The organism is Kosakonia sp. MH5, assembly GCF_009935945.1.
Taxonomy (GTDB): domain Bacteria; phylum Pseudomonadota; class Gammaproteobacteria; order Enterobacterales; family Enterobacteriaceae; genus Kosakonia; species Kosakonia radicincitans.
In genome coordinates, this window is sequence record NZ_QODH01000002.1 from 54,767 (window position 1) to 79,530 (window position 24,764).

The 24,764-nt window shown below is 55.1% G+C and carries 18 protein-coding genes; 12 read left to right on the top strand and 6 right to left on the bottom strand.

All coding sequences use genetic code 11. From position 1 onward, the window contains the following. Positions 1–30 precede the first annotated feature (30 nt). The 4 genes from DK872_RS06690 to DK872_RS06705 all read right to left on the bottom strand — a co-directional run bounded on the left by DK872_RS06690 (position 31) and on the right by DK872_RS06705 (position 4,664). Positions 31–804 (bottom strand): MurR/RpiR family transcriptional regulator, encoded by a 774-nt coding sequence (locus DK872_RS06690; protein ID WP_079517531.1) that lies wholly within the window; start codon positions 802–804, stop codon positions 31–33. Further along, positions 805–1,647 carry a 3-mercaptopyruvate sulfurtransferase gene (gene sseA / locus DK872_RS06695; protein ID WP_035888192.1) on the bottom strand — a complete coding sequence of 281 codons (843 nt, stop codon included), beginning with the start codon at positions 1,645–1,647 and terminating at the stop codon, positions 805–807. Positions 1,648–1,745: 98 nt separating this feature from the next. Continuing rightward, positions 1,746–3,107 (bottom strand): 6-phospho-alpha-glucosidase, encoded by a 1,362-nt coding sequence (locus DK872_RS06700; protein ID WP_161518166.1) that lies wholly within the window; start codon positions 3,105–3,107, stop codon positions 1,746–1,748. Between the two features lie 12 nt (positions 3,108–3,119). Then, the gene (locus tag DK872_RS06705; protein ID WP_161518167.1) at positions 3,120–4,664 is read right to left on the bottom strand and encodes a PTS transporter subunit EIIC; all 1,545 of its coding nucleotides are present in this window, start codon (positions 4,662–4,664) and stop codon (positions 3,120–3,122) included. Positions 4,665–4,945: 281 nt separating this feature from the next. Here DK872_RS06705 and DK872_RS06710 point away from each other — a divergent pair, with 281 nt between their 5' ends. The 12 genes from DK872_RS06710 to DK872_RS06765 all read left to right on the top strand — a co-directional run bounded on the left by DK872_RS06710 (position 4,946) and on the right by DK872_RS06765 (position 23,383). Then, positions 4,946–9,904, top strand: coding sequence for an alpha-2-macroglobulin (locus tag DK872_RS06710; RefSeq protein WP_161518168.1), 4,959 nt, complete (start codon positions 4,946–4,948; stop codon positions 9,902–9,904). Between the two features lies 1 nt (position 9,905). After that, positions 9,906–12,227 carry a peptidoglycan glycosyltransferase PbpC gene (pbpC, locus tag DK872_RS06715; RefSeq protein WP_161518169.1) on the top strand — a complete coding sequence of 774 codons (2,322 nt, stop codon included), beginning with the start codon at positions 9,906–9,908 and terminating at the stop codon, positions 12,225–12,227. A 150-nt stretch (positions 12,228–12,377) separates the two neighbouring features. Further along, on the top strand, positions 12,378–12,809 hold the full coding sequence (gene ndk, locus DK872_RS06720; protein WP_004144312.1) for a nucleoside-diphosphate kinase: 432 nt from the start codon (positions 12,378–12,380) through the stop codon (positions 12,807–12,809). 170 nt (positions 12,810–12,979) lie between these two features. Further along, positions 12,980–14,146 (top strand): bifunctional tRNA (adenosine(37)-C2)-methyltransferase TrmG/ribosomal RNA large subunit methyltransferase RlmN, encoded by a 1,167-nt coding sequence (locus tag DK872_RS06725; RefSeq protein ID WP_035888181.1) that lies wholly within the window; start codon positions 12,980–12,982, stop codon positions 14,144–14,146. Between the two features lie 292 nt (positions 14,147–14,438). After that, on the top strand, positions 14,439–15,449 hold the full coding sequence (rodZ, locus tag DK872_RS06730) for a cytoskeleton protein RodZ (protein ID WP_035888179.1): 1,011 nt from the start codon (positions 14,439–14,441) through the stop codon (positions 15,447–15,449). A 26-nt stretch (positions 15,450–15,475) separates the two neighbouring features. Further along, complete coding sequence (ispG, locus tag DK872_RS06735; protein WP_035888176.1) at positions 15,476–16,594, top strand: flavodoxin-dependent (E)-4-hydroxy-3-methylbut-2-enyl-diphosphate synthase; 1,119 nt, start codon at positions 15,476–15,478, stop codon at positions 16,592–16,594. Between the two features lie 108 nt (positions 16,595–16,702). Then, complete coding sequence (gene hisS / locus DK872_RS06740; RefSeq protein ID WP_007370821.1) at positions 16,703–17,977, top strand: histidine--tRNA ligase; 1,275 nt, start codon at positions 16,703–16,705, stop codon at positions 17,975–17,977. Positions 17,978–18,013: 36 nt separating this feature from the next. Further along, positions 18,014–18,634, top strand: a complete 621-nt coding sequence (locus DK872_RS06745; RefSeq protein ID WP_007370822.1) for a YfgM family protein — start codon at positions 18,014–18,016, stop codon at positions 18,632–18,634. Between the two features lie 10 nt (positions 18,635–18,644). Then, the gene (bamB, locus tag DK872_RS06750) at positions 18,645–19,823 is read left to right on the top strand and encodes an outer membrane protein assembly factor BamB (RefSeq protein ID WP_007370823.1); all 1,179 of its coding nucleotides are present in this window, start codon (positions 18,645–18,647) and stop codon (positions 19,821–19,823) included. A gap of 120 nt (positions 19,824–19,943) precedes the next feature. After that, positions 19,944–21,419 carry a ribosome biogenesis GTPase Der gene (der, locus tag DK872_RS06755; RefSeq protein WP_035888175.1) on the top strand — a complete coding sequence of 492 codons (1,476 nt, stop codon included), beginning with the start codon at positions 19,944–19,946 and terminating at the stop codon, positions 21,417–21,419. Between the two features lie 321 nt (positions 21,420–21,740). Then, positions 21,741–22,880: a hypothetical protein gene (locus tag DK872_RS06760; RefSeq protein ID WP_007370826.1), complete on the top strand. Its 1,140-nt coding sequence runs from the start codon at positions 21,741–21,743 to the stop codon at positions 22,878–22,880. 287 nt (positions 22,881–23,167) lie between these two features. Next, positions 23,168–23,383 carry a zinc ribbon domain-containing protein gene (locus DK872_RS06765; RefSeq protein ID WP_007370827.1) on the top strand — a complete coding sequence of 72 codons (216 nt, stop codon included), beginning with the start codon at positions 23,168–23,170 and terminating at the stop codon, positions 23,381–23,383. On the opposite strand, the gene DK872_RS06770 is transcribed toward DK872_RS06765, so the two are convergent. Then, a complete protein-coding gene (locus tag DK872_RS06770; protein WP_007370828.1) occupies positions 23,380–23,721 on the bottom strand; it encodes a protealysin inhibitor emfourin in 342 nt (113 codons plus the stop codon). The two genes, DK872_RS06765 and DK872_RS06770, sit on opposite strands and share 4 nt — an antisense overlap. Continuing rightward, positions 23,721–24,746, bottom strand: coding sequence for a M4 family metallopeptidase (locus DK872_RS06775; RefSeq protein ID WP_007370829.1), 1,026 nt, complete (start codon positions 24,744–24,746; stop codon positions 23,721–23,723). The genes DK872_RS06770 and DK872_RS06775 overlap by 1 nt, the downstream gene beginning before the upstream one ends. Positions 24,747–24,764 lie beyond the last annotated feature (18 nt).

Here is a 24,764-nt window from a genome sequence, read left to right on the forward strand (position 1 = left end):
TGAACAGGCGGTGCGAAATGTACCGCCCGTTTATTGCGTCGCTTCCAGCAGCAACAGATCCATTAACAGCACCAGATTCGACTCAAACGACGTAATGCCCGCCGCTTCGGCAGCAAAGTGCACCGCTTCGTCATACAGCGCAAAATGCACATCCGCCAGTTCCGCCAGCGTGTTTGCTGATGCGCGGGTAAAGGCGACGACCGTCATGCCAACCGTGCGCGCAATCCGCGCTTTATCCAGCACCTGCTCGGTTTCACCGCTGCGCGACACGGCAATAAAGACCTGATAACGCGCGGCATTGCTGAGGAAGATATTGCGGCTGTCGCCAGGCCCGGAGATAAACGCCGTCTTGCCCAGCACCTGCAACTTCTTGGTTAAATACTCGGCGAAGAGATAAGAGAACCCCGCGCCATAGAGAAAAAAACTCTCCCGATCGCGCAGCAGCGCGGCGAAGCGGTGACGCTTCTCTTCCGTCACCCACTGGAAGGTGCGCTGGTAATTGGCCATAAACTGCGGGAACAGCGCCGGTAGCTGGTCATGCCCTTCATGATGTTGCTGAGCAATATGCGGTGTGTCGGACAAAAGCTGTTTGCAGTGCCAGATAAATTCGCTGTAGCCGCTAAAGCCAAGTTTCTGACAGAGCCGGATAATGGTGGCGGTGGAAACGTAAGTCGCCTGCGCCAGCTGACGCACGGTGATATTACCCACCAGCAACGGATGTTCCGTCAGATGTGCAAGCACACGATATTCCGCGCGGGTCAGTGACGCCCCGCGCGTCAGCAAGGGCGCAAGCCGGTTGTCCATTCAGGCCGGTTCGACAGGCAAATCGTCGCGCGCGCCCCATTCACTCCAGGAGCCGTCATACAGTGTCACGTTATTTGCGCCCAGCGTCGTAAGCGCAAGGATCACCACGGACGCCGTGACGCCGGAGCCGCAGCTGGCAATGATCGGCTGGTTCAGGTCAACGCCCTGGCGGCGGAAAATGGCGGCCAGTTCATCGGTGGTTCTCAGTTCACCATCGACCACCAGATCAACCCACGGCACGTTCAGTGCGCCGGGAATATGCCCGCGCTTCAGGCCCGGACGTGGTTCATCGACTTCGCCGGAAAAACGCGGGGCTGGGCGCGCATCGACAATCTGCGCGGTGCCTTCGTGGCTTGCCAGCAGTACATCGGTCAGCTTTTTCACCACGGATGGATCGAAGTTGGCGTTAAAGTCGGATTCCGGCAGCGGCACCTCGCCTTTCTGCAACGGCAGGGCGTCGCGCTGCCAGCCAGCCAGACCACCCGCGAGAATCGAGACATTCTCCACGCCGTAATTGCGCAGCATCCACCATGCGCGCGGCGCGGAGAACAGCGTGCCTTCGTCATACACTACCAGGTGTTTATCCTGGCTGATGCCCAGCTCGCGCATCGCCACGGCGAACGCTTCCGGGCGCGTCAGCATATGCGGTAAGGAGGTGCTGTGGTCGGAAAGGGCTTCGATATCAAAAAAAACCGCGCCGGGAAGATGCCCGTCACGATACTCCGCGCGCATATCGCGATGTTCCTGACCCACTGGCGCCATGCGGGCGTCAATCAACTGGATTTCAGGATCATCGCTATGCTCTATCAGCCAGTCGGCCGCGACAAAAAATGAGGTGGACATGGGGTTCTCCGTGTCATCAATAATTACTCTGAATTGTTAACGTTTTTTCATCACCCTACAAGCCACCTTCGCTAAACCCGCGAGCCAACTCGGTATTTTTATACCGCTTTGCCGTTTTCCCACGCTTTTTGCAGCGCAGGCCAGTAGTCGCGGTTAGCCTCAATCATCTCATCGAGAATCGCTTTGGCATGCTGCATGGTCGGCACTGTGCGGTTCAGGGTAAACGCCTGGAGCGCTTTTTCGTAGCTGCCTTCAATGGTGGCTTCAACCAGCAGTTGCTCCGAGGCCAGTTGCTGCATTAACAGCGTCTGGTGGAAGAGCGGCACTGCACCCATGCGTACCGGTTCCGGGCCGGAGGAAGTGATGTAAGCCGGAACTTCCACCATTGCGTCATACGGCAGATTGGCGATCGCACCTTTATTTTCCACAATCACCAGGTGGCGCTGGCGAAGATCAAATGCCAGCGAGCAGGCCACATCAACGATAAACGCGCCATGGACGCCAACATGAAACGCATCGGGCAGGACTCCGCTGCGTTGATACTCCTGTGCGGCGGCAAACAGTTTCTTTTCGCGCCCGTTCATCACTTCATTGGCGCGCGTGTAGTCAGGATCCTGGTGCGCGACGATCTCGTTTGGCATCAGGTAATACTGCAAATACGGGTTCGGCAGATACTCCGGGAAGTGCTCCATAATCGGCTTGATATTGCGCCAGGTTTTCACCCATGACGGATCGGCGTGCTGCGGATCCGTTTGCGCGGCGTCTTCGGTCAGCAGGCCAAAGCGGGCAACGTGTTCGCGCAATTCCGGCAGGCGATCTTCGCCATCCACGCGCACCTGCGTAAACCAGCCGAAGTGATTCAGGCCAAAATAATCGACTTCCAGCTTGTGGCGGTCGACACCGAGGATCGCCCCCATATTGCGCATCGCGGCGACCGGCATATCGCAAATATTCAGCACCCGCGCCTGCGGACGCAGCCGACGCACCCCTTCAGCGACGATCGCCGCAGGGTTAGAGTAATTGACGATCCACGCGTTCTCATGCGCATAGCGCGTAACCTGATCGATAAGCTCGACCATCGGCAGAATGGTGCGCATGCCATAGGCCAGCCCGCCGGGGCCGCAGGTCTCCTGGCCTACCACACCATGACGCAGCGGGATCTTCTCATCCTGTTCGCGCATCTTGTACTGACCAACGCGCATCTGGGCAAAGACGAAATGCGCACCGCTGAATGCCGTTTCCGCATCATTCGTTACGGTAAATTTGATGCGCTGGCTGTGGTCGCGGATCACTTTTTCCACCACCGGCGCAATGGTGTTTTGCCGCGCTGCATCGATGTCGTAGAGACGAATTTCCGCCAGCGGGAATGCTTCCAGCTGAACCATCAGGCTTTTCACGATGCCCGGTGTATACGTACTGCCGCCACCGGCGATAGATAAAATAAACGGGGGTTTAACCATTTCTGGACTCCTTCAGAGAAACATCTCAACGGCTTCTCGCATTTTTTTGACATGCAGCCCGTAGACCACCTGAACGTTATTACCTTGTCTGATCACGCCCTTTGCACCGGTCGCTTTCAGTTGCGGTTCGTTAATCACCGCCGCGTCTTTCACCGTGACGCGCAGGCGGGTGTAACAGTTGTCCACCACCTCAATGTTGGCGCGTCCGCCCAGCCCGGCGATAATCGCTTCGCCCATCGCGTCGTTATTGCCTTTCGCCTGGTAATCCTGCTTGCTGTAAAGGCGTGTCTCTTCGTTCTCTTCCTCGCGGCCTGGCGTTTTCATATCGAAGTGCAGAATCAAAAAGCGGAAGATCACAAAGTAGAGGGCGAACATAATGACGCCGACAAGGATATACATCGGCCAGTTCGACTTCTGGATACCGAGCGGCAGGTTGTAGAGAATAAAATCGATGATGCCGTTCGCGCCGATGGCATGAACGCCGAACAACGAGAACAGCATCATGCCGATCCCGGTCAGCACTGCATGCACCACAAACAGCAGCGGCGCAACAAAGAGGAAAGAGAATTCAATCGGTTCCGTCACGCCGACCAGCAGCGAGGTGAGCGCGGCGGGGATCAAAATTGCTTTGGCGGCCGCTTTGCGTTCCGGTTTTGCCGTAACGTACATCGCCAGCGCGGCGGCAGGCAGGCCGAACATTTTACTGATCCCGCGCGCATCCCAGACTACCGTGCTGCTGAGTTGCTTCACGTCAGGACAGGCGATTTCCGCGAAGTAAATGTTCCGCGCACCCTGATAGGTGTTGCCGCAAACATCCGCTGTACCGCCCAGTTCGGTATAGAGAAACGGCGTATAGACCAGATGATGCAGCCCGGTCGGCACCAGAATGCGCTCAAGAAAACCGTACACCGCCACGCCAAATGGCCCGGCGCCTTTAATCGCCAGCGCCAGCGTGCTGATACCGTGCTGGGCGAAGGGCCACAGCTCGCTCATTACCACGCCAAGCACCATCGACACCGGCAGCATAATCATCGCTACAAAGCAGTGACCGGAGTAAATCGCCATCGCGCCGGAAAACTGTACGCCGGAATATTTGTTGTACAGATAACCGCTAAGCGCGCCGGTCAGGATCCCGGCAAATACGCCCATTTCCAGCACCTGTACCCCAAGCACCATGCTCTGACCAGCCGCTTTCATCTGAGCGGCGGGAGCCAGCGCGTCTTGCATTTGCAACGTCACGTTCATGGCATTGATAAACACAATAAACGTCACCAGACCAATCAGCGCGGCGTAGCCTTTATCCCGCGAAGCCAGTCCGACCGGGATACCAACGGCAAATACCAGCGCCAGGTTGGCGAGCACGGAGACCGCGGATTTAGCGATTAACTGGCCGATGTTCTGAATAAGTGGGTGACCGAGGAATGGCAAATATTCGGCCAGATTGCCATTGCCAAAAATATTCCCGACGGCAATAAACAGGCCGACGATGGGCAAAATGAGTACCGGACCAAAGAGGGACTTACCAAAATTTTGTAGGGCATTCACGGCTCTGGACATAATGATCTCTCTTATTAGAACCGCGCACAAAGGTGCACAGACAGCGTAACGTTAGCAGTCTGAAGTAATATTTATCCAGCTATCTTATTGTTTTAAAAACAAATGACTCGCAACGTTACATGTTACGTTACGACCTGTGATCCCCGTAACAATGCCAGCATGATGAGAACGCCGCCTTTGCGAGGCGCTTTCCAGAATTCATCAGACATTTTGTAATTCATGCGGCTGCGCATAATACTAGGTGGGCCTCTTTCAACAGGTTAATGAACCAGGGATAACGAATGAAACCGCTACGTATTGCGGCGCTGACTGCTGCGCTGCTGACCACCCTTACGCTTGCTGGCTGCGATAACAACGATAAACCGAAAGCCGCCAGCGCGCCTGCTGCGTCTTCCACTAGCGCTGAGCAAAAAACGCTTCCTGCCGCGCCGGACAAAGAGAAACTGGCTCAGCTTGCCGCCCGTAGTGAAGGCAAGCCGCTGACGCTGCTGGATGCTTCTGAAGTGCAACTGGATGGCTCCGCCACGCTGGTGCTGACTTTCTCGGTCCCGCTCGATCCTGCGCAGAATTTTGCCTCTACCGTGCATCTGGTGGATAAAAAGAGCGGCAAGGTGGATGGCGCATGGGAGCTGGCACCCAATCTGAAAGAGCTGCGTCTGCGGCATCTGGAGCCGAATCGCGAACTGCTGGTATCGGTCGATCGTGGGCTGGTGGCGCTGAATAAAGCTACCTTCGGCATCGATTATGAGAAAACCATCGCCACGCGCGACGTTCAGCCAAGCGTCGGTTTTGCCAGCCGGGGTTCGCTGCTGCCGGGTAAAGTCGTGGAGGGGCTGCCCGTCATGGCGCTGAACGTCAATAATGTTGATGTTAACTTTTATCGCGTGAAGCCGGAGTCGCTGGCGGCATTTATCAGCCAGTGGGAATACCGCAGCTCGCTCTCGAACTGGGAATCGGACACGCTATTAAAAATGGCCGATTTGGTCTATACCGGCCGCTTTGATCTCAATCCGGCGCGCAATACCCGGGAAAAACTGCTGTTGCCGTTAAGCGGTATCCAGCCGTTGCAGCAGACTGGCGTCTATATCGCGGTGATGAATCAGGCCGGGCATTACAACTACAGCAATGCCGCCACGCTGTTCACCCTCAGCAATATCGGCCTCTCGGCGCACCGTTACCATAACCGGCTGGATATTTTCACCCAGGGGCTGGAAAACGGCGCAGCGCTTTCTGGCATTGAGGTGTCGTTACTGAATGAGAAGGGGCAAACCCTGGCGCAGGCGACCAGCGATGCTGATGGGCACGCTACCCTGAACACCGATAAGGAAGTAGCGCTGGTGCTGGCGCGCAAAGACGGTGAAACCACGCTGCTGGATCTGAAATTACCGGCGCTGGATCTGGCCGAATTCGCTATTGCCGGCGAGCCGGGCTACAGCAAACAGTTCTTTATGTTTGGCCCGCGCGATCTGTATCGTCCTGGTGAAACGGTAATCCTTAATGGCCTGCTACGTGACAGCGACGGTAAACCGCTGGCGGAGCAGCCGGTCAAACTCGAAGTGGTCAAACCGGATGGCCAGGTGGTACGCACAGTGGTCAGCCAGCCGCAGAATGGCCTGTATCACTTTACTTACTCGCTGGATGCCAGCGCGCAAACGGGAATGTGGCATATCCGCGCCAATACTGGCGATAACCTGCCGCGCGAGTGGGGTTTCCACGTTGAAGACTTTATGCCGGAGCGCATGGCGCTGAACATTACGCCGCAGCCAACGCCGGTGGATCCGGCTGCAGATGTGGTGTTCAACGTGAATGGTCACTATCTCTATGGCGCCCCCGCCAGCGGCAATACGTTGCAGGGGCAACTGTTCCTTCGCCCTCTGCGCGACGCGGTAGCCGCGCTGCCTGGCTTCCAGTTTGGCGATATTGCTGAAGAGAACCTGAGCCGCAGCCTGGATGAAGTGCATCTGACGCTGGATAAAGAAGGCCAGGGTGCGGTCAGTACGCCGAGTCAGTGGCAGGAGACGCACTCGCCGTTACAGGTGATTTTGCAGGCCAGTCTGCTGGAATCGGGCGGGCGTCCGGTTACGCGCCGTGCGGAACAGGCTATCTGGCCTGCGCAGTCGCTGCCGGGGATCCGTCCGCAATTTGCCGCTAAAGCCGTTTACGACTACCGCACCGACACCACCGTCAATCAGCCGATTGTTGATGAAGGAAGCAACGCGGCGTTCGATATTGTCTATGCCGATGCCGCCGGGACGAAAAAGGCGGTTAATGATTTGCAGGTGCGCCTGATCCGCGAACGGCGCGACTATTTCTGGAACTGGTCGGAAAGCGAAGGCTGGCAGTCTCAGTTCAACCAGAAAGATCTGGTGGAAGGTGAGCAGAGCCTCAGCCTTGCGGCGGATGAAACCGGCAAGGTGAGTTTCCCGGTGGACTGGGGTTCTTACCGCCTGGAAGTGAAAGGGCCAGATGACACCATCAGCAGCGTGCGTTTCTGGGCCGGTTATAGCTGGCAGGACAACAGCGACGGTGCGGGCGCTGCGCGGCCTGACCGCGTCACCATGAAGCTGGACAAACCGGGTTATAAACCGGGCGACACCGTGAAATTGCACATCACCGCGCCAGCCGCAGGTAAAGGTTACGCGATGATCGAATCCAGCGAGGGACCACTGTGGTGGAAAGAGATTGATGTGCCAGCCGACGGCCTCGATCTGAGTATTCCGCTCGATCAAAAATGGCAGCGTCACGATCTCTACCTCAGCACGCTGGTGATCCGCCCGGGCGATAAATCGAAATCCGCCACGCCAAAACGCGCGGTCGGTTTGCTGCACTTACCGATGGGCGATGAAAACCGCCAGCTCAACATTGCGCTGGATGCGCCACCAAAAATGCGTCCCAACCAGCCGCTGACCGTCAAAGTGAAGGCGACGGTGAAAAACGGCGAAACCCCGAAACAGGTGAAGGTACTGCTCTCCGCCGTAGATAGCGGCGTGCTGAATATTACCGACTACGTGACGCCGGATCCGTGGCAGGCCTTTTTCGGGCAGAAACGCTACGGCGCGGATATCTATGATATTTACGGCCAGGTGATTGAAGGGCAAGGGCGGCTTGCCGCGCTGCGCTTCGGTGGCGATGGCGATGAAATGAATCGCGGCGGAAAACCGCCGGTCAATCACGTCACTATCATTGCCCAGCAGGCGCAGCCGGTACAGCTGGATGAAAACGGCGAAGGCTTGGTGACGTTACCGATTGGCGATTTTAACGGTGAATTGCGGGTAATGGCACAGGCATGGACGGCAGAGGATTTTGGTAGCAGTGAAAGCAAAGTGGTGGTGGCCGCACCGGTGATAGCCGAACTGAACACGCCGCGTTTCCTCGGCAGCGGCGACACGTCGCGCCTGACCCTGGATCTCACCAACCTGACCGATCGGCCGCAAACGCTCAATGTTGCCCTCAGCGCCGGGGGATTACTGGCGCTGGAAAGTCAATCGCCGGAGCCGCTTACTTTGTCAGCGGGTGAACGCACCACCGTGTTTATTCCGGTACGGGCGCTGGATGGGTTTGGCGATGGCGAAATTAACGCGCAAATCAGCGGATTGACGCTGCCAGGCGAAACCTTCGCGCCGTTACAGAAGCAGTGGAAAATCGGTGTGCGCCCGCCATTTGCTGCACAAACGGTCAACAGCGGCGCAATGCTTAAACCTGGCGAGAGCTGGCACGCGCCGGAACAACATCTGGCGGGCATTTCACCGGCCACACTTCAGGGGCGCCTGCTGTTGAGCGGCAAGCCGCCGCTCAACATCGCGCGCTACATTCAGGAGCTAAAAGCCTATCCGTATGGCTGCCTTGAACAAACCGCCAGCGGGCTATTCCCGTCGCTTTATACCAATGCCGCACAGCTTAAAGCGCTCGGTATTAAGGGCGACAGCGACGAACAGCGGCGCGCAGCGGTGGATATTGGTATCTCCAGACTGCTGCAAATGCAGCGCGACGACGGTGGATTCTCGCTGTGGGATAAGAGCGGGCCGGAAGAGTACTGGCTGACGGCGTATGTTACCGATTTTCTGGTCAGCGCCTCGGCGCAAGGATACAGCGTTCCGACGGAAGCGCTGAACAACGCGAATAACCGCTTGCTGCGTTACCTGCAGGACCCTGCAACGATGGCGGTGCGTTATAGCGACGATCTCCCGGCAACGAAATTTGCAGTACAAAGCTATGCCGGGCTGGTGCTGGCGCGTCAGCAAAAAACGCCACTGGGTGCGCTGCGTGAAATCTGGCAGCGTCACGACCAGGCCAAAGCCGGGTTACCACTGATGCAGTTGGGCGTGGCGTTAAAACTGATGGGCGACGCGCAACGCAGCGAACAGGCGCTGGCTCTGGCATTGAAAACGCCGCGGGCGAAGGATAATCGCTGGCTGGCGGATTATGGCAGCGATTTGCGTGACAACGCGCTGATGCTGGCGCTGCTGGAAGAGAATACGTTGCTGGAACAGGAGCAGACGCGCCTGCTGACGACGCTCTCGGAACAGGCTTACGGGCAGCGCTGGTTATCGACGCAGGAAAGCAATGCCTTATTTATGGCCGGACGTAATCTGCAAAATGCCTCCGGGGCGTGGCAGGCGCAAACTTCGCTGGAGACGGCGGCGCTCAGTGGCGATAAAACGCAAACCCGTAACCTCGATGCCGATCAACTGGCGGCATTGCAGGTGACCAACAGCGGTAGCTCACCGTTATGGCTGCGCCTGGACAGTAGCGGGTACCCGATGCAGGCACCTGCGCCTTTTGACAACGTGCTGCACATTGAACGCACGGTGCTGGGCACCGACGGACGGAGCAAATCGCTCTCATCGCTGAAAAGTGGCGAGCTGGTGCTGGTCTGGCTGGAGGTGAGCGCCAGCCAGAATGTCCCGGATGCGCTGGTGGTGGATTTACTGCCTGCAGGTCTGGAGCTGGAAAATCAGAATCTCGCGAGCAGCAGCGCCAGCCTCCAGGAGAGTGGTAGCGAAGTACAGGAACTGCTTAACCGGATGCAGCAGGCTGACATTCAGCATATGGAGTTCCGTGACGATCGCTTTGTGGCTGCCGTGCCAGTGAGCGAAGGCCAGCCGGTGACGCTGGTTTATCTGGCGCGCGCGGTAACGCCGGGGACGTATCAGGTGCCAGCGCCGCAAGTGGAATCGATGTACGTTCCGCAGTGGCGGGCAACCGGCGCGACCCGTAGCCCGATGATTATTGTCCCGTAACGTGAAAAAGCTTCTGTTACATACCCGCTGGCGCTGGCTGGCGGGAGGGCTGTTGTTGCTGATTCTCGGCGTTATTGCTGCGGACAGAATCTGGCCGTTACCGCTGAATGAAGTCGCTCCCGCACGGGTGGTGGTAGCGGAAGAGGGAACGCCGTTATGGCGTTTTGCCGACGCGGAGGGCATCTGGCGCTATCCGGTGAACATCGAAGAGGTTTCGCCGCACTATTTACAGGCGCTCATTCAGTATGAAGATCGCTGGTTCTGGGCGCACCCCGGCGTTAATCCGTTTTCCGTTTTGCGGGCCGCCTGGCAGAATTTGCGCGCCGGACGGGTGGTATCTGGCGGCAGCACGCTGACCATGCAGGTCGCCAGGTTGCTGGATCCGCACCCGCGCACTTTTGGCGGCAAAATCCGCCAGCTATGGCGCGCGATGCAACTGGAGTGGCACCTTTCCAAACGCGAGATCCTCACCCTGTACCTTAATCGCGCGCCGTTTGGCGGCACGTTGCAGGGAGTTGGCGCGGCGAGCTGGGCTTACCTGGGTAAATCACCGGCGAAACTCAGCTATTCCGAAGCGGCACTGTTGGCCGTTTTGCCGCAGGCACCCAGCCGATTGCGGCCGGATCGCTGGCCGCAACGCGCGCAGGCGGCGCGCGACAAAGTGCTGGATCGCATGGTGGCGCAAAAAGTGTGGCCTGCCTCGCAGGTGCAAGAGTCGCGCGAAGAGCCGGTGTGGCTGGCTCCGCGACAGATGCCGCAACTGGCCCCATTATTTGCCCGGCGCATGCTGGCATCCAGTAAGGCGTTGAAGATAACGACCACGCTTGATGCCAGCCTGCAACGGCAACTGGAAGAGATGGCGCTGGGTGTAAAGTCGCGTTTACCGCCGCGCAGTTCGCTGGCGATAATCGTTGTCGATCACACCAACATGAAGGTGCGTGGCTGGGTCGGATCGGTGGATATTAATGATGACAGCCGCTTTAGTCATGTTGATATGGTCAGCGCGGTCCGTTCGCCGGGGTCGGTATTAAAACCCTTTATTTATGGTCTGGCACTTGATGACGGTCTGATTCATCCGGCCTCGCTATTGCAGGACGTTCCGCGCCGGGTGGGAGATTATCGCCCCGGTAATTTCGACAGCGGTTTTCATGGCCCGGTGAGTATGAGCGAAGCGCTGGTAAGATCGCTGAACCTGCCTGCGGTACAGGTGCTGGAAGCCTATGGCCCGAAAACCTTCGCCGCTAACCTGCGCAATGCCGGTCTGCCGTTGATTCTGCCTGCCGGTGCAGAACCCAATCTGGCGATGATCCTCGGTGGCGCAGGAGCGCGGCTGGAGGATATCGCCGCGGCCTACAGTGCCTTTGCCCGCCACGGCAATGCGGGAAGATTACGCATGACGCCGAATGCTCCGCTGGAAGAACGCCGGTTGATGTCGCCGGGCGCAGCGTGGATCATCCGTCGTATTCTGGCTGGCGAAGCACAGCCGGTACCGGATGACGTGTTGCCGCAGATGGTGCCGCTGGCATGGAAAACCGGTACCAGCTATGGCTACCGCGATGCGTGGGCGATAGGTATTAATGCTCGCTATGTGATCGGCATCTGGACGGGGCGGCCGGACGGTACACCCGTTGCCGGTCAGTTTGGTTTCGCCAGTGCAGTGCCGCTGTTGAATCAGGTTAACAACCTGCTGCAACCGCGCTCGGCAATCGAACAATCCCGCCTGCCGCGCGATCCGCGTCCAGCTTCCGTAAGTAGCGGCACCATTTGCTGGCCGGGAGGGCAGAGTCTGCCAGAGGGAGACAGCAATTGTCGCCGCCGCCTGGCAACGTGGTTACTGGACGGTAGCCAGCCGCCAACGCTGCTGATGCCGGAGCAGGAAGGGTTGCACGGCATTCGCTTTCCGCTGTGGTTAAACAGCGCAGGGCGCAGAGTGGCGGCGGATTGCCCGGATGCGCAGCAGAAAACCTGGATTGTCTGGCCGCGACCGCTGGAACCCTGGTTGCCTGTCAGTGAACGTCGCGCTGCGCGCTTGCCTGCCGCCGATCCCCGTTGTCCTCCGCGCGATGATAACGCACCGCCACCGCTGTTACTAAGCGGCGTGCGGGAAGGCGCAGTGATCAAACGCGTTCCGGGACAGGCATTTGCGCTGCTGCCGTTGCAAAGCAGTGGTGGAGAAGGGGAGCGCTGGTGGTTTTTAAATGGCGAACCGTTAACGATGCATACGAGTTTATTGAATCTGCGGCTTGATAAAGCCGGTGAATATCAGTTATTGGTTATGGATGATGCGGGACAGGTTGCGACAGTGCAGTTTACTGTGCAATAACCGCGCAAATGGCGAGTTTGGTGAACGGTGTTGCTAAAACTCGTCTCATTTTAAAAAAATGTTACCTTCATCCATAGGCAACGCCCGCGTTGCTCTTTATAATCCGCGCCACACCTATTCAGGGCAACAGAACAACTTACAGAGGTAAACATGGCTATTGAACGTACTTTTTCCATCATTAAACCGAACGCGGTGGCAAAAAACGTTATTGGCAGCATCTTCTCTCGCTTCGAAGCGGCTGGTTTCAAAATCGTTGGCACCAAAATGCTGCACCTGACCGTTGAGCAGGCGCGCGGTTTCTACGCCGAGCATGAAGGTCGCCCGTTCTTTGACGGTCTGGTTGAGTTCATGACGTCTGGCCCGATCGTGGTTTCTGTACTGGAAGGTGAAAACGCTGTGCAGCGTCACCGCGATCTGCTGGGCGCAACCAACCCGGCGAATGCGCTGGCTGGTACTCTGCGCGCTGACTACGCAGACAGCTTCACTGAAAACGGTACGCATGGTTCCGATTCCGTAGAATCTGCGGCCCGCGAAATCGCTTTCTTCTTTGCTGAAGGCGAAGTTTGCCCGCGCACGCGCTAATCGTGTAACGAGTTTTACACTTTTCTTTGGCAAATGCCGCGTGCAAACGTGGTATCTGTGCGTCAGAATTTGTACAATACTGCGCCCCAGGATGAGCAGATGCTTGCCTGGGGCGCTTCTTTTCAACCCTCCACGGGCCATAACGTGTAATAACGAGGCCGGAATAAAATATGTCTGAACAAATTGCCATGCCTGAGAACGACGCTCTCACGGTTCCAAACAAAGACGCAAAAATTAACCTGCTGGATTTAAATCGTCAGCAGATGCGTGAATTTTTCAAAAATTTAGGTGAAAAACCCTTCCGCGCCGACCAGGTGATGAAGTGGATGTATCACTATTGCAGCGACGACTTTGATGAGATGACCGACATCAACAAAGTTCTGCGCAACAAATTAAAAGAAGTGGCTGAAATTCGCGCCCCGGAAGTTGTGGAAGAACAACGCTCTTCCGATGGCACCATCAAATGGGCGATTGCCGTTGGCGATCAGCGCGTTGAAACCGTTTATATCCCGGAAGAAGACCGTGCAACGCTCTGCGTCTCTTCACAGGTGGGATGTGCGCTGGAGTGTAAATTCTGCTCTACCGCGCAACAGGGTTTTAACCGCAACCTGCGCGTTTCCGAAATCATTGGCCAGGTGTGGCGTGCGGCGAAAATTATCGGCGCAGCGAAAGTCACCGGCACTCGCCCGATCACCAACGTGGTGATGATGGGCATGGGCGAGCCGCTGCTCAACCTGACGAACGTGGTGCCGGCAATGGAGATCATGCTGGATGATTTCGGTTTTGGTCTTTCTAAACGTCGCGTCACGCTCTCGACTTCAGGCGTGGTTCCGGCGCTGGATAAGCTGGGCGATATGATTGACGTTGCGCTGGCCATCTCCCTGCATGCGCCAAACGATGAAATTCGTGATGAAATTGTACCGATCAACAAAAAGTACAATATCGAAACCTTCCTCGGCGCTGTTCGTCGTTACATTGGAAAATCCAACGCCAACCAGGGCCGTGTGACCATTGAGTATGTGATGCTGGACCATGTAAACGATGGAACGGAGCATGCACATGAACTGGCCGAACTGCTGAAAGATACGCCGTGCAAAATCAACCTGATTCCGTGGAACCCGTTCCCGGGCGCGCCGTATGGTCGTAGCTCCAACAGCCGTATCGATCGTTTCTGCAAAGTGCTGATGAGTTATGGCTTTACCACCATCGTGCGTAAAACGCGCGGTGATGATATCGACGCCGCTTGTGGTCAGTTGGCCGGCGATGTGATCGACCGCACCAAGCGTACAATGCGTAAGCGTATGCAGGGTGAAACGATTGCGGTGAAGGCGCTGTAAGGCTGCTATGCAGCGCGAAGAATGTGCTGCATTTTATACAAATGTCGAATATTTAGCCTGTACGTATGCAGGCTAATAATAATTACGGTGCGTTTCTCCTGACTTTAAGGCAGTATGTAGTGATGGAACAACGGCTTAGCAAAAAGTGCCTAAAGCTGTTCTGTTATGACGAGCCTGACAGTCTTATACTGTGGGTCTACGTTTAACTGACCCGGTTATTTCGCGGCGCGTGTGGGCATTGTGGCCACACGCGCCTGAATGTTTACTTTTCACGTACCAGTAGTTGTAGCGAATGAATACTGAAGCCACTCAAGACCAAAACGAAGTACAAACCACTGGCGTTCGTCTGCGCAGCGCCCGTGAACAACTTGGACTCAGCCAACAGGCGGTTGCAGAACGCTTGTGTCTGAAGGTCTCCACGGTACGCGATATCGAAGAGGATCGATCGCCTGCCGATCTGGCATCGACGTTTGTGCGTGGTTATATCCGCTCATATGCCCGCCTGGTGCACATCCCCGAAGAAGAATTACTGCCGATGATCGAGAAGCAAGCGCCGGTCAGAGCGGCGAAAGTTGCTCCGATGCAGACCTTTGCTTTAGGCAAACCGCGCAAAAAACGCGATGGCTGGTTGATGAGTTTTACCTGGCTGGTGCTGTTTGTGGTGGTGGGGTTGACGGGCGCCTGGTGGTGGCAGAATCATAAAGCGCAGCAGGAAGAGATCAGCACGATGGCCGATCAATCCTCTGCGGAACTTAATGCCAGCAACAGCAGCAATAACGCGCAAAGTGTACCGTTGAACAACGATCCTGCCACTGCTGCCGCGACGGACGATAACTCCTCTACGCCGATTGAAGCCCCGGCTCCGGCAACCACCGCACAGGCGCCGACTACTGCGCAGCAAGCGCCGGTGAATACCGCCAACCAGAACCAGGTGGTTTCTCCGTCTCAGGCGAATGTTGAATCAACTCAGCAGCCTGCTGCAACCGCGAACAATGGGCAACTGCCTACCGATCAGGCTGGTGTTGCTGGCGCTGTCGCCGATACCAATGCGCTGGTGATGAGTTTCAATGCCGACTGCTGGCTCGAAGTGAGCGATGCGACCGGTAAAAAACTGTTTAGCGGCCTGCAACGTAAAGATGCCACGCTCAATCTGACCGGTCAGGCGCCGTATAAATTGAAAATTGGCGCTCCGGCAGCAGTACAGATCCAGTATCAGGGAAAACCTGTCGATCTGAGTCGTTTTATCAGAACTAACCAGGTTGCGCGTCTGACCCTCAATGCCGAACAATCAGCAACACAGTAACAGACGGGCAACGCGGGAGATTTTTCATGCATAACCAGGCCCCGATTCAACGTCGGAAATCGAAACGGATTTACGTGGGGAACGTGCCGATCGGCGATGGGGCTCCCATCGCTGTGCAATCAATGACCAACACGCGCACCACGGATGTGGAAGCGACGGTCAATCAAATCAAGGCGCTGGAGCGCGTCGGTGCGGATATTGTCCGTGTCTCTGTCCCTACGATGGATGCGGCAGAAGCTTTTAAACTTATCAAACAGCAGGTGAGTGTTCCGCTGGTGGCGGACATCCATTTTGACTACCGCATTGCGCTGAAAGTGGCCGAATATGGCGTTGACTGCCTGCGCATCAACCCCGGCAATATCGGTAACGAAGAACGTATCCGCACGGTAGTTGACTGCGCCCGCGATAAAAATATCCCAATCCGCATCGGCGTTAACGCCGGTTCGCTGGAAAAAGATCTGCAGGAAAAGTACGGTGAACCGACACCGCAGGCGCTGCTCGAATCGGCAATGCGTCATGTCGATCACCTCGATCGTCTTAACTTCGATCAATTCAAAGTCAGCGTGAAAGCCTCTGACGTATTCCTCGCCGTCGAATCCTATCGTCTGCTGGCGAAGCAGATCGATCAGCCGTTGCATCTCGGGATCACCGAAGCGGGCGGTGCCCGTGCAGGTGCAGTGAAATCCGCTATCGGGCTTGGCTTACTGCTCTCTGAAGGCATCGGCGATACTCTGCGCATTTCGCTGGCCGCCGATCCGGTAGAAGAGATCAAAGTCGGTTTTGATATTCTGAAATCACTGCGTATTCGTTCCCGCGGGATCAACTTTATCGCCTGCCCGACCTGCTCCCGCCAGGAGTTCGACGTGATCGGTACGGTTAACGCGCTGGAACAGCGGCTGGAAGATATCATTACGCCGATGGATGTCTCCATTATCGGCTGCGTGGTGAACGGCCCTGGTGAAGCGCTGGTCTCCACGCTCGGCGTGACGGGCGGTAATAAGAAAAGCGGCCTGTATGAAGACGGCGTGCGCAAAGATCGCCTTGATAACGCAGATATGATCGCTCAGCTTGAGGCCCGTATTCGCGCAAAAGCGTCAATTCTGGATGAAGCGCGCCGCATCGACGTGCAACAGGTAGAAAAATAACGTAGCTGGGAAGCGACTGGCTTCCCGTGTATGATGAACCCGCCCGGCGCGACCCTGACTCGTCGCGGCCCTGAGGGTTCATTTTTTGTATTCATAAAGAGAATAAACGTGGCAAAGAATATTCAAGCCATTCGCGGCATGAACGATTATCTGCCTGGCGAAACCGCCATCTGGCAGCGCATTGAAAGCACCCTGAAAAACGTGCTCGGCAGCTACGGTTACAGTGAAATCCGTTTGCCGATTGTAGAGCAGACCCCGTTATTCAAACGCGCGATCGGCGAAGTAACCGACGTGGTTGAAAAAGAGATGTATACCTTTGACGATCGCAACGGCGATAGCCTGACGCTGCGTCCTGAAGGTACGGCGGGCTGTGTACGCGCCGGCATCGAGCATGGTCTTCTGTACAATCAGGAACAGCGCTTGTGGTATGTCGGGCCGATGTTCCGCTACGAGCGTCCGCAGAAAGGGCGCTATCGCCAGTTCCATCAACTGGGTGTCGAAGTGTTTGGTCTGCAAGGGCCGGATATCGATGCTGAGCTGATTATGCTTACCGCCCGCTGGTGGCGTGAGCTGGGCATTGCGTCTCACGTTGCCCTTGAACTCAACTCTATTGGTTCGCTGGAAGCACGCGCAACTTACCGCGATGCGCTGGTCGCATTCCTTGAACAGCATAAAGATAAGCTGGACGAAGATTGCCTGCGCCGCATGTATACCAACCCGTTGCGCGTGCTGGATACTAAAAATCAGGACATCCAGACTCTGCTGAACGACGCGCCGAAACTGGGTGATTACCTCGACGACGAATCCCGCGAACATTTCGCCGGGCTGTGCGCTTTCCTTGATGACGCCGGTATCGCGTATACCGTTAACCAGCGTCTGGTGCGCGGTCTTGACTACTACAACCGCACCGTTTTCGAATGGGTGACAACCAGCCTTGGTGCGCAGGGAACCGTCTGCGCAGGCGGTCGTTATGACGGTCTGGTTGAGCAACTTGGCGGTCGCGCGACCCCGGCGGTTGGCTTTGCGATGGGTCTTGAACGACTTGTTTTGTTGGTTCAGGCAGTTAATCCGGAATTTAAAGCAGAATCCGTTGTCGATATATACCTGGTGGCGTCTGGCGCCAATACGCAGTCCGCTGCAATGCAGTTGGGCGAACAGGTACGCGATGCGTTGCCTGGCGTGAGGCTGATGATGAACCACGGCGGCGGCAATTTCAAAAAGCAATTCGCTCGTGCAGATAAGTGGGGCGCTCGCGTCGCACTGGTGCTCGGCGAGTCTGAAATCGCCGACGGTAATGTTGTGGTGAAGGATTTACGCTCTGGTGAACAGAGTACGGTAACGCAGGATAGCGTTGCAGCGCATTTGCGCACACTACTGGGCTAATCTCGCCGGTGAATTATCGTTAAGGAGAAGGATTGCGTGGAAATTTACGAGAACGAAAACGACCAGGTTGACGCTATCAAGCGCTTCTTTGCCGAAAATGGCAAAGCGCTGGCTGTTGGGGTTGTTTTGGGTATTGGTGCGCTGATGGGCTGGCGTTACTGGAACGGCCATCAGGCAGATACGGCGAGAGCTTCATCGCAGGCCTATGAAAACGCGATTTCCGCGCTTCAGGCTGATAAGCCAGAGTCGTTCACAGCTGCGGAGAAATTTGCCGCTGACAACAAAAACACTTATGGCGCGCTGGCTTCACTGGAACTGGCACAGCAATACGTAGAAAAAAATGAACTGGATAAAGCAGCCGCGCAATTGCAACAGGGGCTTGCTGCGACCAGTGATGAAAATCTGCAGTCGATGATCAACGTTCGTCTGGCCCGTGTTCAGGTGCAGCAGAAGCAGCAAGACGCTGCGCTCAAAACGCTGGATGCCGTTAAAGGCGAAAGCTGGTCGGCAATTGTTGCCGATCTGCGCGGTGAAGCGCTGTTGAGCAAAGGCGACAAACAAGGTGCGCGCACCGCATGGGAAAACGGCATTAAAAACAATGCTTCTCCTGCGCTCAGCGAAATGATGCAGATGAAAATTAATAATTTGTCCATCTAAGAGGGACCCGATGCAATTGCGTAAATTACTTCTGCCAGGGCTGCTTTCCGTGACGTTATTGAGCGGCTGTTCCCTGTTCAATAGCGAAGAAGATGTTGTCAAAATGTCCCCGCTGCCGGTGGTTGAAAATCAGTTCACCCCGACAACCGCGTGGAGCACTTCTGTCGGCAACGGTATCGGCGATTTCTATTCTAACCTGCACCCGGCATTTGCTGACGGCGTAGTGTATGCTGCCGATCGTCACGGCGTGGTGAAAGCGGTCAGCATTGAAGATGGCCATGAAATCTGGTCGGTCAATCTGGCAGAGAAAGACGGCTGGTTCTCCACGCGCGCTGCGTTGCTTTCCGGCGGTGTAACCGTTTCTGGCGGTCATGTGTACGTCGGTACTGAAAAAGCGCAGGTTTATGCCCTCAATACCAGCGATGGTTCGAAGGCCTGGCAGGCAAAAGTTGCTGGTGAAGCACTTTCCCGCCCGGTAGTGAGCGACGGTCTGGTGCTGATTCATACCAGTAACGGCCAGTTGCAGGCGCTGAATGAAAGCGATGGCGCGGTGAAATGGACGGTCAACCTGGATATGCCTGCGCTCTCCCTGCGCGGCGAATCTGCGCCGACTACCGCCTTTGGCGCTGCGATTGTTGGTGGCGATAATGGCCGTGTGAGCGCGGTACTGATGCAGCAGGGGCAGATGATTTGGCAGCAGCGTATCTCCCAGGCGAACGGCCCGACCGAAATCGATCGCCTGAGCGATGTGGATACCACGCCGGTTGTGGTTGACAACGTCGTTTATGCACTGGCTTATAACGGCAACCTGACGGCGCTGGATCTGCGCAGCGGCCAGATCATGTGGAAACGTGAGCTGGGCTCGGTGAGCGACTTCGTTGTTGATGGTAATCGTATCTACATTATCGATCAGAATGACCGCGTTCTGGCACTGACCACCGACGGTGGCGTGACCCTGTGGACGCAAAGCGATCTGCTGCACCGTAACCTTACCGCTCCGGCGTTGTATAATGGTTACATCGTGACAGGCGATAGTGAAGGTTATGTTCACTGGATCAACGTTGAAGACGGGCGCTTCGTCGCGCAGCAGAAAGTCGACAGTTCCGGTTTCCTGACCGAGCCAGTCGTAGCTGGCGGCAAGCTGCTGATCCAGGCGAAAGACGGTACGCTGTACGCACTCTCGCGCTAACTGCGCTGAGTTTGTCGTTTCCGAAGACGGCTCCTGTTGCAGGAGCCGTTTTCCTGTTTTTAAAACGCCGCGCAAATTGCGACGTTTTGCTAATGAATTTCCTGTAATGAGGCTTTAAACATGGTACCTGTGGTCGCGCTTGTCGGGCGCCCTAACGTTGGAAAATCCACGCTATTTAACCGCTTAACACGCACCCGTGATGCGCTGGTGGCCGATTTCCCGGGTCTGACTCGTGACCGTAAGTACGGTCGTGCTGAAGTAGAAGGCCGCGAATTTATCTGTATCGATACCGGCGGTATTGATGGCACTGAAGACGGTGTGGAAACGCGCATGGCGGAACAGTCGCTGCTGGCGATTGAAGAAGCCGATGTTGTGCTGTTTATGGTGGATGCCCGCGCGGGTCTGATGCCAGCAGATACGGCTATTGCTAAGCATCTGCGTTCACGCGAAAAACCGACTTTCCTCGTCGCTAACAAAACCGACGGTCTGGACCCGGATCAGGCAACCGCGGATTTCTACGCGCTGGGCCTCGGTGAAATTTATGCCATCGCCGCTTCTCACGGTCGCGGTGTCACCAGCCTGCTGGAGCACGTGCTGATGCCGTGGATGGACGAACTGAATCCGCCGGAAGAGGTGGATGAAGACGCCGAATACTGGGCGCAGTTCGAAGCCAGTGAAAAAGGTGAAGAAGAAGAGCCGGAAGAGGAATTCAACCCGCAGGATCTGCCAATTAAGCTGGCGATTGTCGGTCGTCCGAACGTCGGTAAGTCTACACTCACTAACCGCATCCTCGGCGAAGACCGCGTGGTGGTGTACGACATGCCGGGCACCACGCGCGACAGCATCTACATTCCGATGCAGCGCGATGAACGTGAGTACGTACTTATCGACACCGCCGGTGTGCGTAAGCGCGGTAAGATCACCGACGTGGTGGAAAAATTCTCCGTTATCAAAACCCTACAAGCGATTGAAGACGCCAACGTGGTATTATTGGTGATTGATGCCCGCGAAGGCATCTCTGACCAGGATTTGTCGCTGCTGGGCTTTATCCTTAACAGCGGCCGCTCGCTGGTGATTGTCGTCAACAAGTGGGACGGCCTGAGCCAGGAAGTGAAAGAGCAGGTTAAAGAGACGCTGGATTACCGTCTCGGCTTTATCGACTTTGCCCGAGTGCATTTTATCTCTGCGCTGCACGGCAGCGGTGTTGGCAACCTGTTCGAATCCGTACGCGAAGCTTATGACAGCTCCACACGTCGCGTCAGTACCGCGCTGTTGACCCGTATTATGAATATGGCTGCGGAAGATCATCAGCCGCCGCTGGTGCGCGGTCGCCGCGTGAAGCTGAAATATGCCCACGCCGGTGGTTATAACCCGCCGATTGTGGTGATCCACGGCAACCAGGTAAAAGACCTGCCGGATTCCTATAAACGCTATCTGATGAACTACTTCCGCAAATCGCTGGACGTAATGGGTACGCCAATCCGTATTCAGTTCAAGGAAGGGGAAAACCCGTTTGCGGATAAGCGCAACACCCTGACGCCGAACCAGCTGCGTAAGCGTAAGCGCCTGATTAAACACATTAAGAAGAGTAAGTAATTACTCGCTTTAAACCCGCAAATCTGAAGCGAACCCCGAAAGTTGGATAGCCAACGAGTAGGGGTTTTACGTTTTAAGCCCAGGCAAATTATAAAGTGTATTTGAAGCGGTAGTGATGCTTCACGGCGGCACCGGCTATTTTTCCCTTCACCGGTTGGGCGCATGGCGCCTCAGATGAAATTACTTCCAGATCGTAACCCGTCACATTTTTCAATTTATATAACAAGGTCTTCCGAAACGAGGAGGATATGTCTGCAATCGTTTAAAAGAAAAAAACTTCCTGTTAGGATTAATCTCATCATTTACAGATGAGATAGGGATATGAAAAAAACGGTTGTAGCAACATTGGTGGCATTAACTCTGTTGACGGGGTGTGGCCCTAAAGAATTGACCCCTGAGCAGAAACAGGAAGTCACAAATCTAAAAAATGAATTATCACGCACGGAAACTGAAATCTCTGCTGCGAATGAGACAGGTAAGCAGTTTGCGGGCGGGCTAATTAAGAATCTGGTTACGGCAAGGCTGGAAGTTTTAGGAACCAATAAGGCTCTTTTGGAACAGCGTATTAATGCGATTGAAGCAGGGGCGAAGATTGAAATAGCCGTCAGTAGCGTAAAACCTGATCCGGAACTTGCCAGTTCGATTAAAGCCGAAATGGACACTCTTAATACCAGAATCGATGAAGCGAAGGCCGATGCTAACCAGTACACTGGCGGATTAATCCAGGCTTTGAAATTGTCGACTGTTGCGACGCAAGAACAAAGTATGGCGATGCTACAGCAGAAATATTTAATCGCTAAATATGGCTTGGCTGAGATCAAAGTTGATTCACAATCAATAAGTAACACAAAAGTCGACAAGGAACCCGCACAGCAAAACAGTCCGGTTCAACAATCACCTAAAATGCCTCCGGCAGAAGGACCATTTGGGTTAGAAGCTGGATTGTCAAAACAAAATATTGAAGATATGACTGGCGTTGAACTTAAGCCTTTAGAAAATAGCGTTAACCTTTACACTACGTCGAAATTGCCTAAACAAAATGCTGATTTCGAGGTGTTCGGGCTTCAGATCTCCCCCAAAGCTGGACTCTGTCAAATACGCGCAGTAGGTAAAAGCATTAATACGGACAGTTATGGAATTGCTTTGAAATCGAAGTTTGAGGAGTTAAGTAACGCCTTAACCTCTATCTATGGTAAAGCCGACAAAAGCGATTATCTTCTGTCTGGTTCTCTCTGGAAAGAACCACAAGATTGGGTGATGGCATTAAATAAAAAAGAACGCTTTTTATCTGCGGAGTGGAAAGGAGAAAAAGGGTCTCCATTAAAAAACAATCTCAGTATGGTATCTCTCGACGTACGGGCGACAGGTACAGATACCGGGTATTTATATCTGCAATATAATTTTACTAATGATAGCACTTGTAAAGAAGAGGTTGAGGGAGCGAAGAAAAGTTCGCTTTAAATTCCGCTTCAAATCCTGCCCCTGCATAAGGGGCTATTCTTGTATGAAAAATAACGTCTAAAAACAAATATAATAGTGAGTGAAGTTTAATTGAGTATATTTTTTAGCATGGGTTATTGCGAAGCTCTTTAGCTTTCATTGCCAAAAATAACTTTCACAATTCCAAATCAGATTCTTTAGGTTTAATTCGCGGAAGTGTTACGAATTGGCTGATGAACTGAATCCGGCAGGTTTTGTCACTTAAGGTGTATGATAAGGGCAGTGAAAAAATAAACGAGGAGAGCGTTATGGATCTCAAATGCCCAATCTGCCACAACCCGCTGGAACTGGTGGGAACGCATGCGCATTGCGACAGTTGCGACAATGATATTGAAGTACAGGCAAACTGCCCGGAGTGCCATCAGCCTCTGGAAGTGTTAAAAGCCTGCGGCGCGGTGGACTTTTTTTGCCAGCACGGCCACGGGTTGATCTCTAAAAAACGCGTCGAATTTACCCCGCTTTAAGGCTTGCAGATGCAGGCTTCGCCATCGCGCCACAGTTCCACCAGCGACGGTGGCGCTTTACTTTCCGGGATCAGCAACAGCACATCGGTCTGCTGCGTGGTCCAGGTTATCTGCAAACGGTAAAAACGCTGATCGCCGCGCCCCGGTGAATCCGGCTGCCCGGGCGGTTGCCCGAGCGGCAGGGTCTGATGCAGGATACTGACCAGGCGCTGGCGCTGTTCCGCGTTAAGCTGAGCAATCACGATTTTTCGCGTGCCGCTCAGCTTCGGGATATAAGCCAGCCCGCCTTCGCGGGCGACTTCGACCACAGCATCATCGGTCAATTCGGGTTCGTTCATTACAACACTCCAACCTCTTTCCAGGCCTTCTCGATAGCGTCCGCAACCTGCTGGCCCGAGCGTTTTTCGCCGTGCTGAATGGTCAGTTTCGCAAAGGCAGCGAAATCGGCATTTTGCGCCAGCGCCTTATCGCAGACGGTATCGTACCAGGCGTAACCGGCTTTTTCCCAGGCATAGCCGCCAATCGCCGTCGCCGCAAGGTAAAACGCGCGGTTGGGAATACCGGAATTCAGATGCACGCCGCCGTTATCTTCACGGGTTTTCACAAAATCTTTCATGTGCGCAGGCTGCGGATCTTTACCCAGCAGCGGGTCATCATAGGCGGTGCCGGGATGAGACATTGAACGCAGGCCTTTGCCATTAATTCCTTTTGCCAGCAACCCTTCGCCGATGATCCAATCGGCCTGATCCGCCGTTTGCTGCTTGTGGTACTGCTTCACCAGCGATCCAAAAACATCCGATAACGACTCATTAAGCGCACCAGATTGTTCAAAATAGATCAGCGCGGCTTCCGTTTCTGTGACGCCGTGGCTGAGTTCATGCGCTACTACATCAATCGCGATGGTAAAGCGATTGAAGATTTCACCGTCGCCGTCGCCAAACACCATCTGCTGACCATTCCAGAAAGCGTTCTGATATTGCTGACCATAATGCACGGTACCGCTCAGCACCATTCCCTTATTATCGAGGGAGTTACGCTGTAAAACCTGCCAGAAAAAGTCGTGGGTAACACCGAGATAGTCGTAAGCTTCATCCACGGCAACATCACCATTCGATGGCTGGCCTTCGTAGCGTACCTGCTTACCGGGCAGGCTCTCTTTTTGCTGCGCATCATAAATATCGCGTACCAGCTCGCCGGGTGAGGTGACCAGCGGCGCGCTGGGTTTGCCGTGGCTGTGCGCCATCAGCGTCTGCACATGGGTTAATGTTTGTTGTGCGCAACGCTGCTGCATTTCTGATCCGTGGTCGATAATGCGGCGAAGAATATAGGGTGGGATAACGCTGCTAAACGGGCGTGTTTTCATGTCGCTCTCCTTGATGAA

Coding starts and splice junctions, on each gene's coding strand:
- DK872_RS06690 (WP_079517531.1), bottom strand. CDS start 804: ATGGACAACCGGCTTGCGCCCTTGCTGACGCGCGGGGCGTCACTGACC.
- sseA (WP_035888192.1), bottom strand. CDS start 1,647: ATGTCCACCTCATTTTTTGTCGCGGCCGACTGGCTGATAGAGCATAGC.
- DK872_RS06700 (WP_161518166.1), bottom strand. CDS start 3,107: ATGGTTAAACCCCCGTTTATTTTATCTATCGCCGGTGGCGGCAGTACG.
- DK872_RS06705 (WP_161518167.1), bottom strand. CDS start 4,664: ATGTCCAGAGCCGTGAATGCCCTACAAAATTTTGGTAAGTCCCTCTTT.
- DK872_RS06710 (WP_161518168.1), top strand. CDS start 4,946: ATGAAACCGCTACGTATTGCGGCGCTGACTGCTGCGCTGCTGACCACC.
- ndk (WP_004144312.1), top strand. CDS start 12,378: ATGGCTATTGAACGTACTTTTTCCATCATTAAACCGAACGCGGTGGCA.
- DK872_RS06725 (WP_035888181.1), top strand. CDS start 12,980: ATGTCTGAACAAATTGCCATGCCTGAGAACGACGCTCTCACGGTTCCA.
- rodZ (WP_035888179.1), top strand. CDS start 14,439: ATGAATACTGAAGCCACTCAAGACCAAAACGAAGTACAAACCACTGGC.
- ispG (WP_035888176.1), top strand. CDS start 15,476: ATGCATAACCAGGCCCCGATTCAACGTCGGAAATCGAAACGGATTTAC.
- bamB (WP_007370823.1), top strand. CDS start 18,645: ATGCAATTGCGTAAATTACTTCTGCCAGGGCTGCTTTCCGTGACGTTA.
- der (WP_035888175.1), top strand. CDS start 19,944: ATGGTACCTGTGGTCGCGCTTGTCGGGCGCCCTAACGTTGGAAAATCC.
- DK872_RS06760 (WP_007370826.1), top strand. CDS start 21,741: ATGAAAAAAACGGTTGTAGCAACATTGGTGGCATTAACTCTGTTGACG.
- DK872_RS06765 (WP_007370827.1), top strand. CDS start 23,168: ATGGATCTCAAATGCCCAATCTGCCACAACCCGCTGGAACTGGTGGGA.
- DK872_RS06770 (WP_007370828.1), bottom strand. CDS start 23,721: ATGAACGAACCCGAATTGACCGATGATGCTGTGGTCGAAGTCGCCCGC.
- DK872_RS06775 (WP_007370829.1), bottom strand. CDS start 24,746: ATGAAAACACGCCCGTTTAGCAGCGTTATCCCACCCTATATTCTTCGC.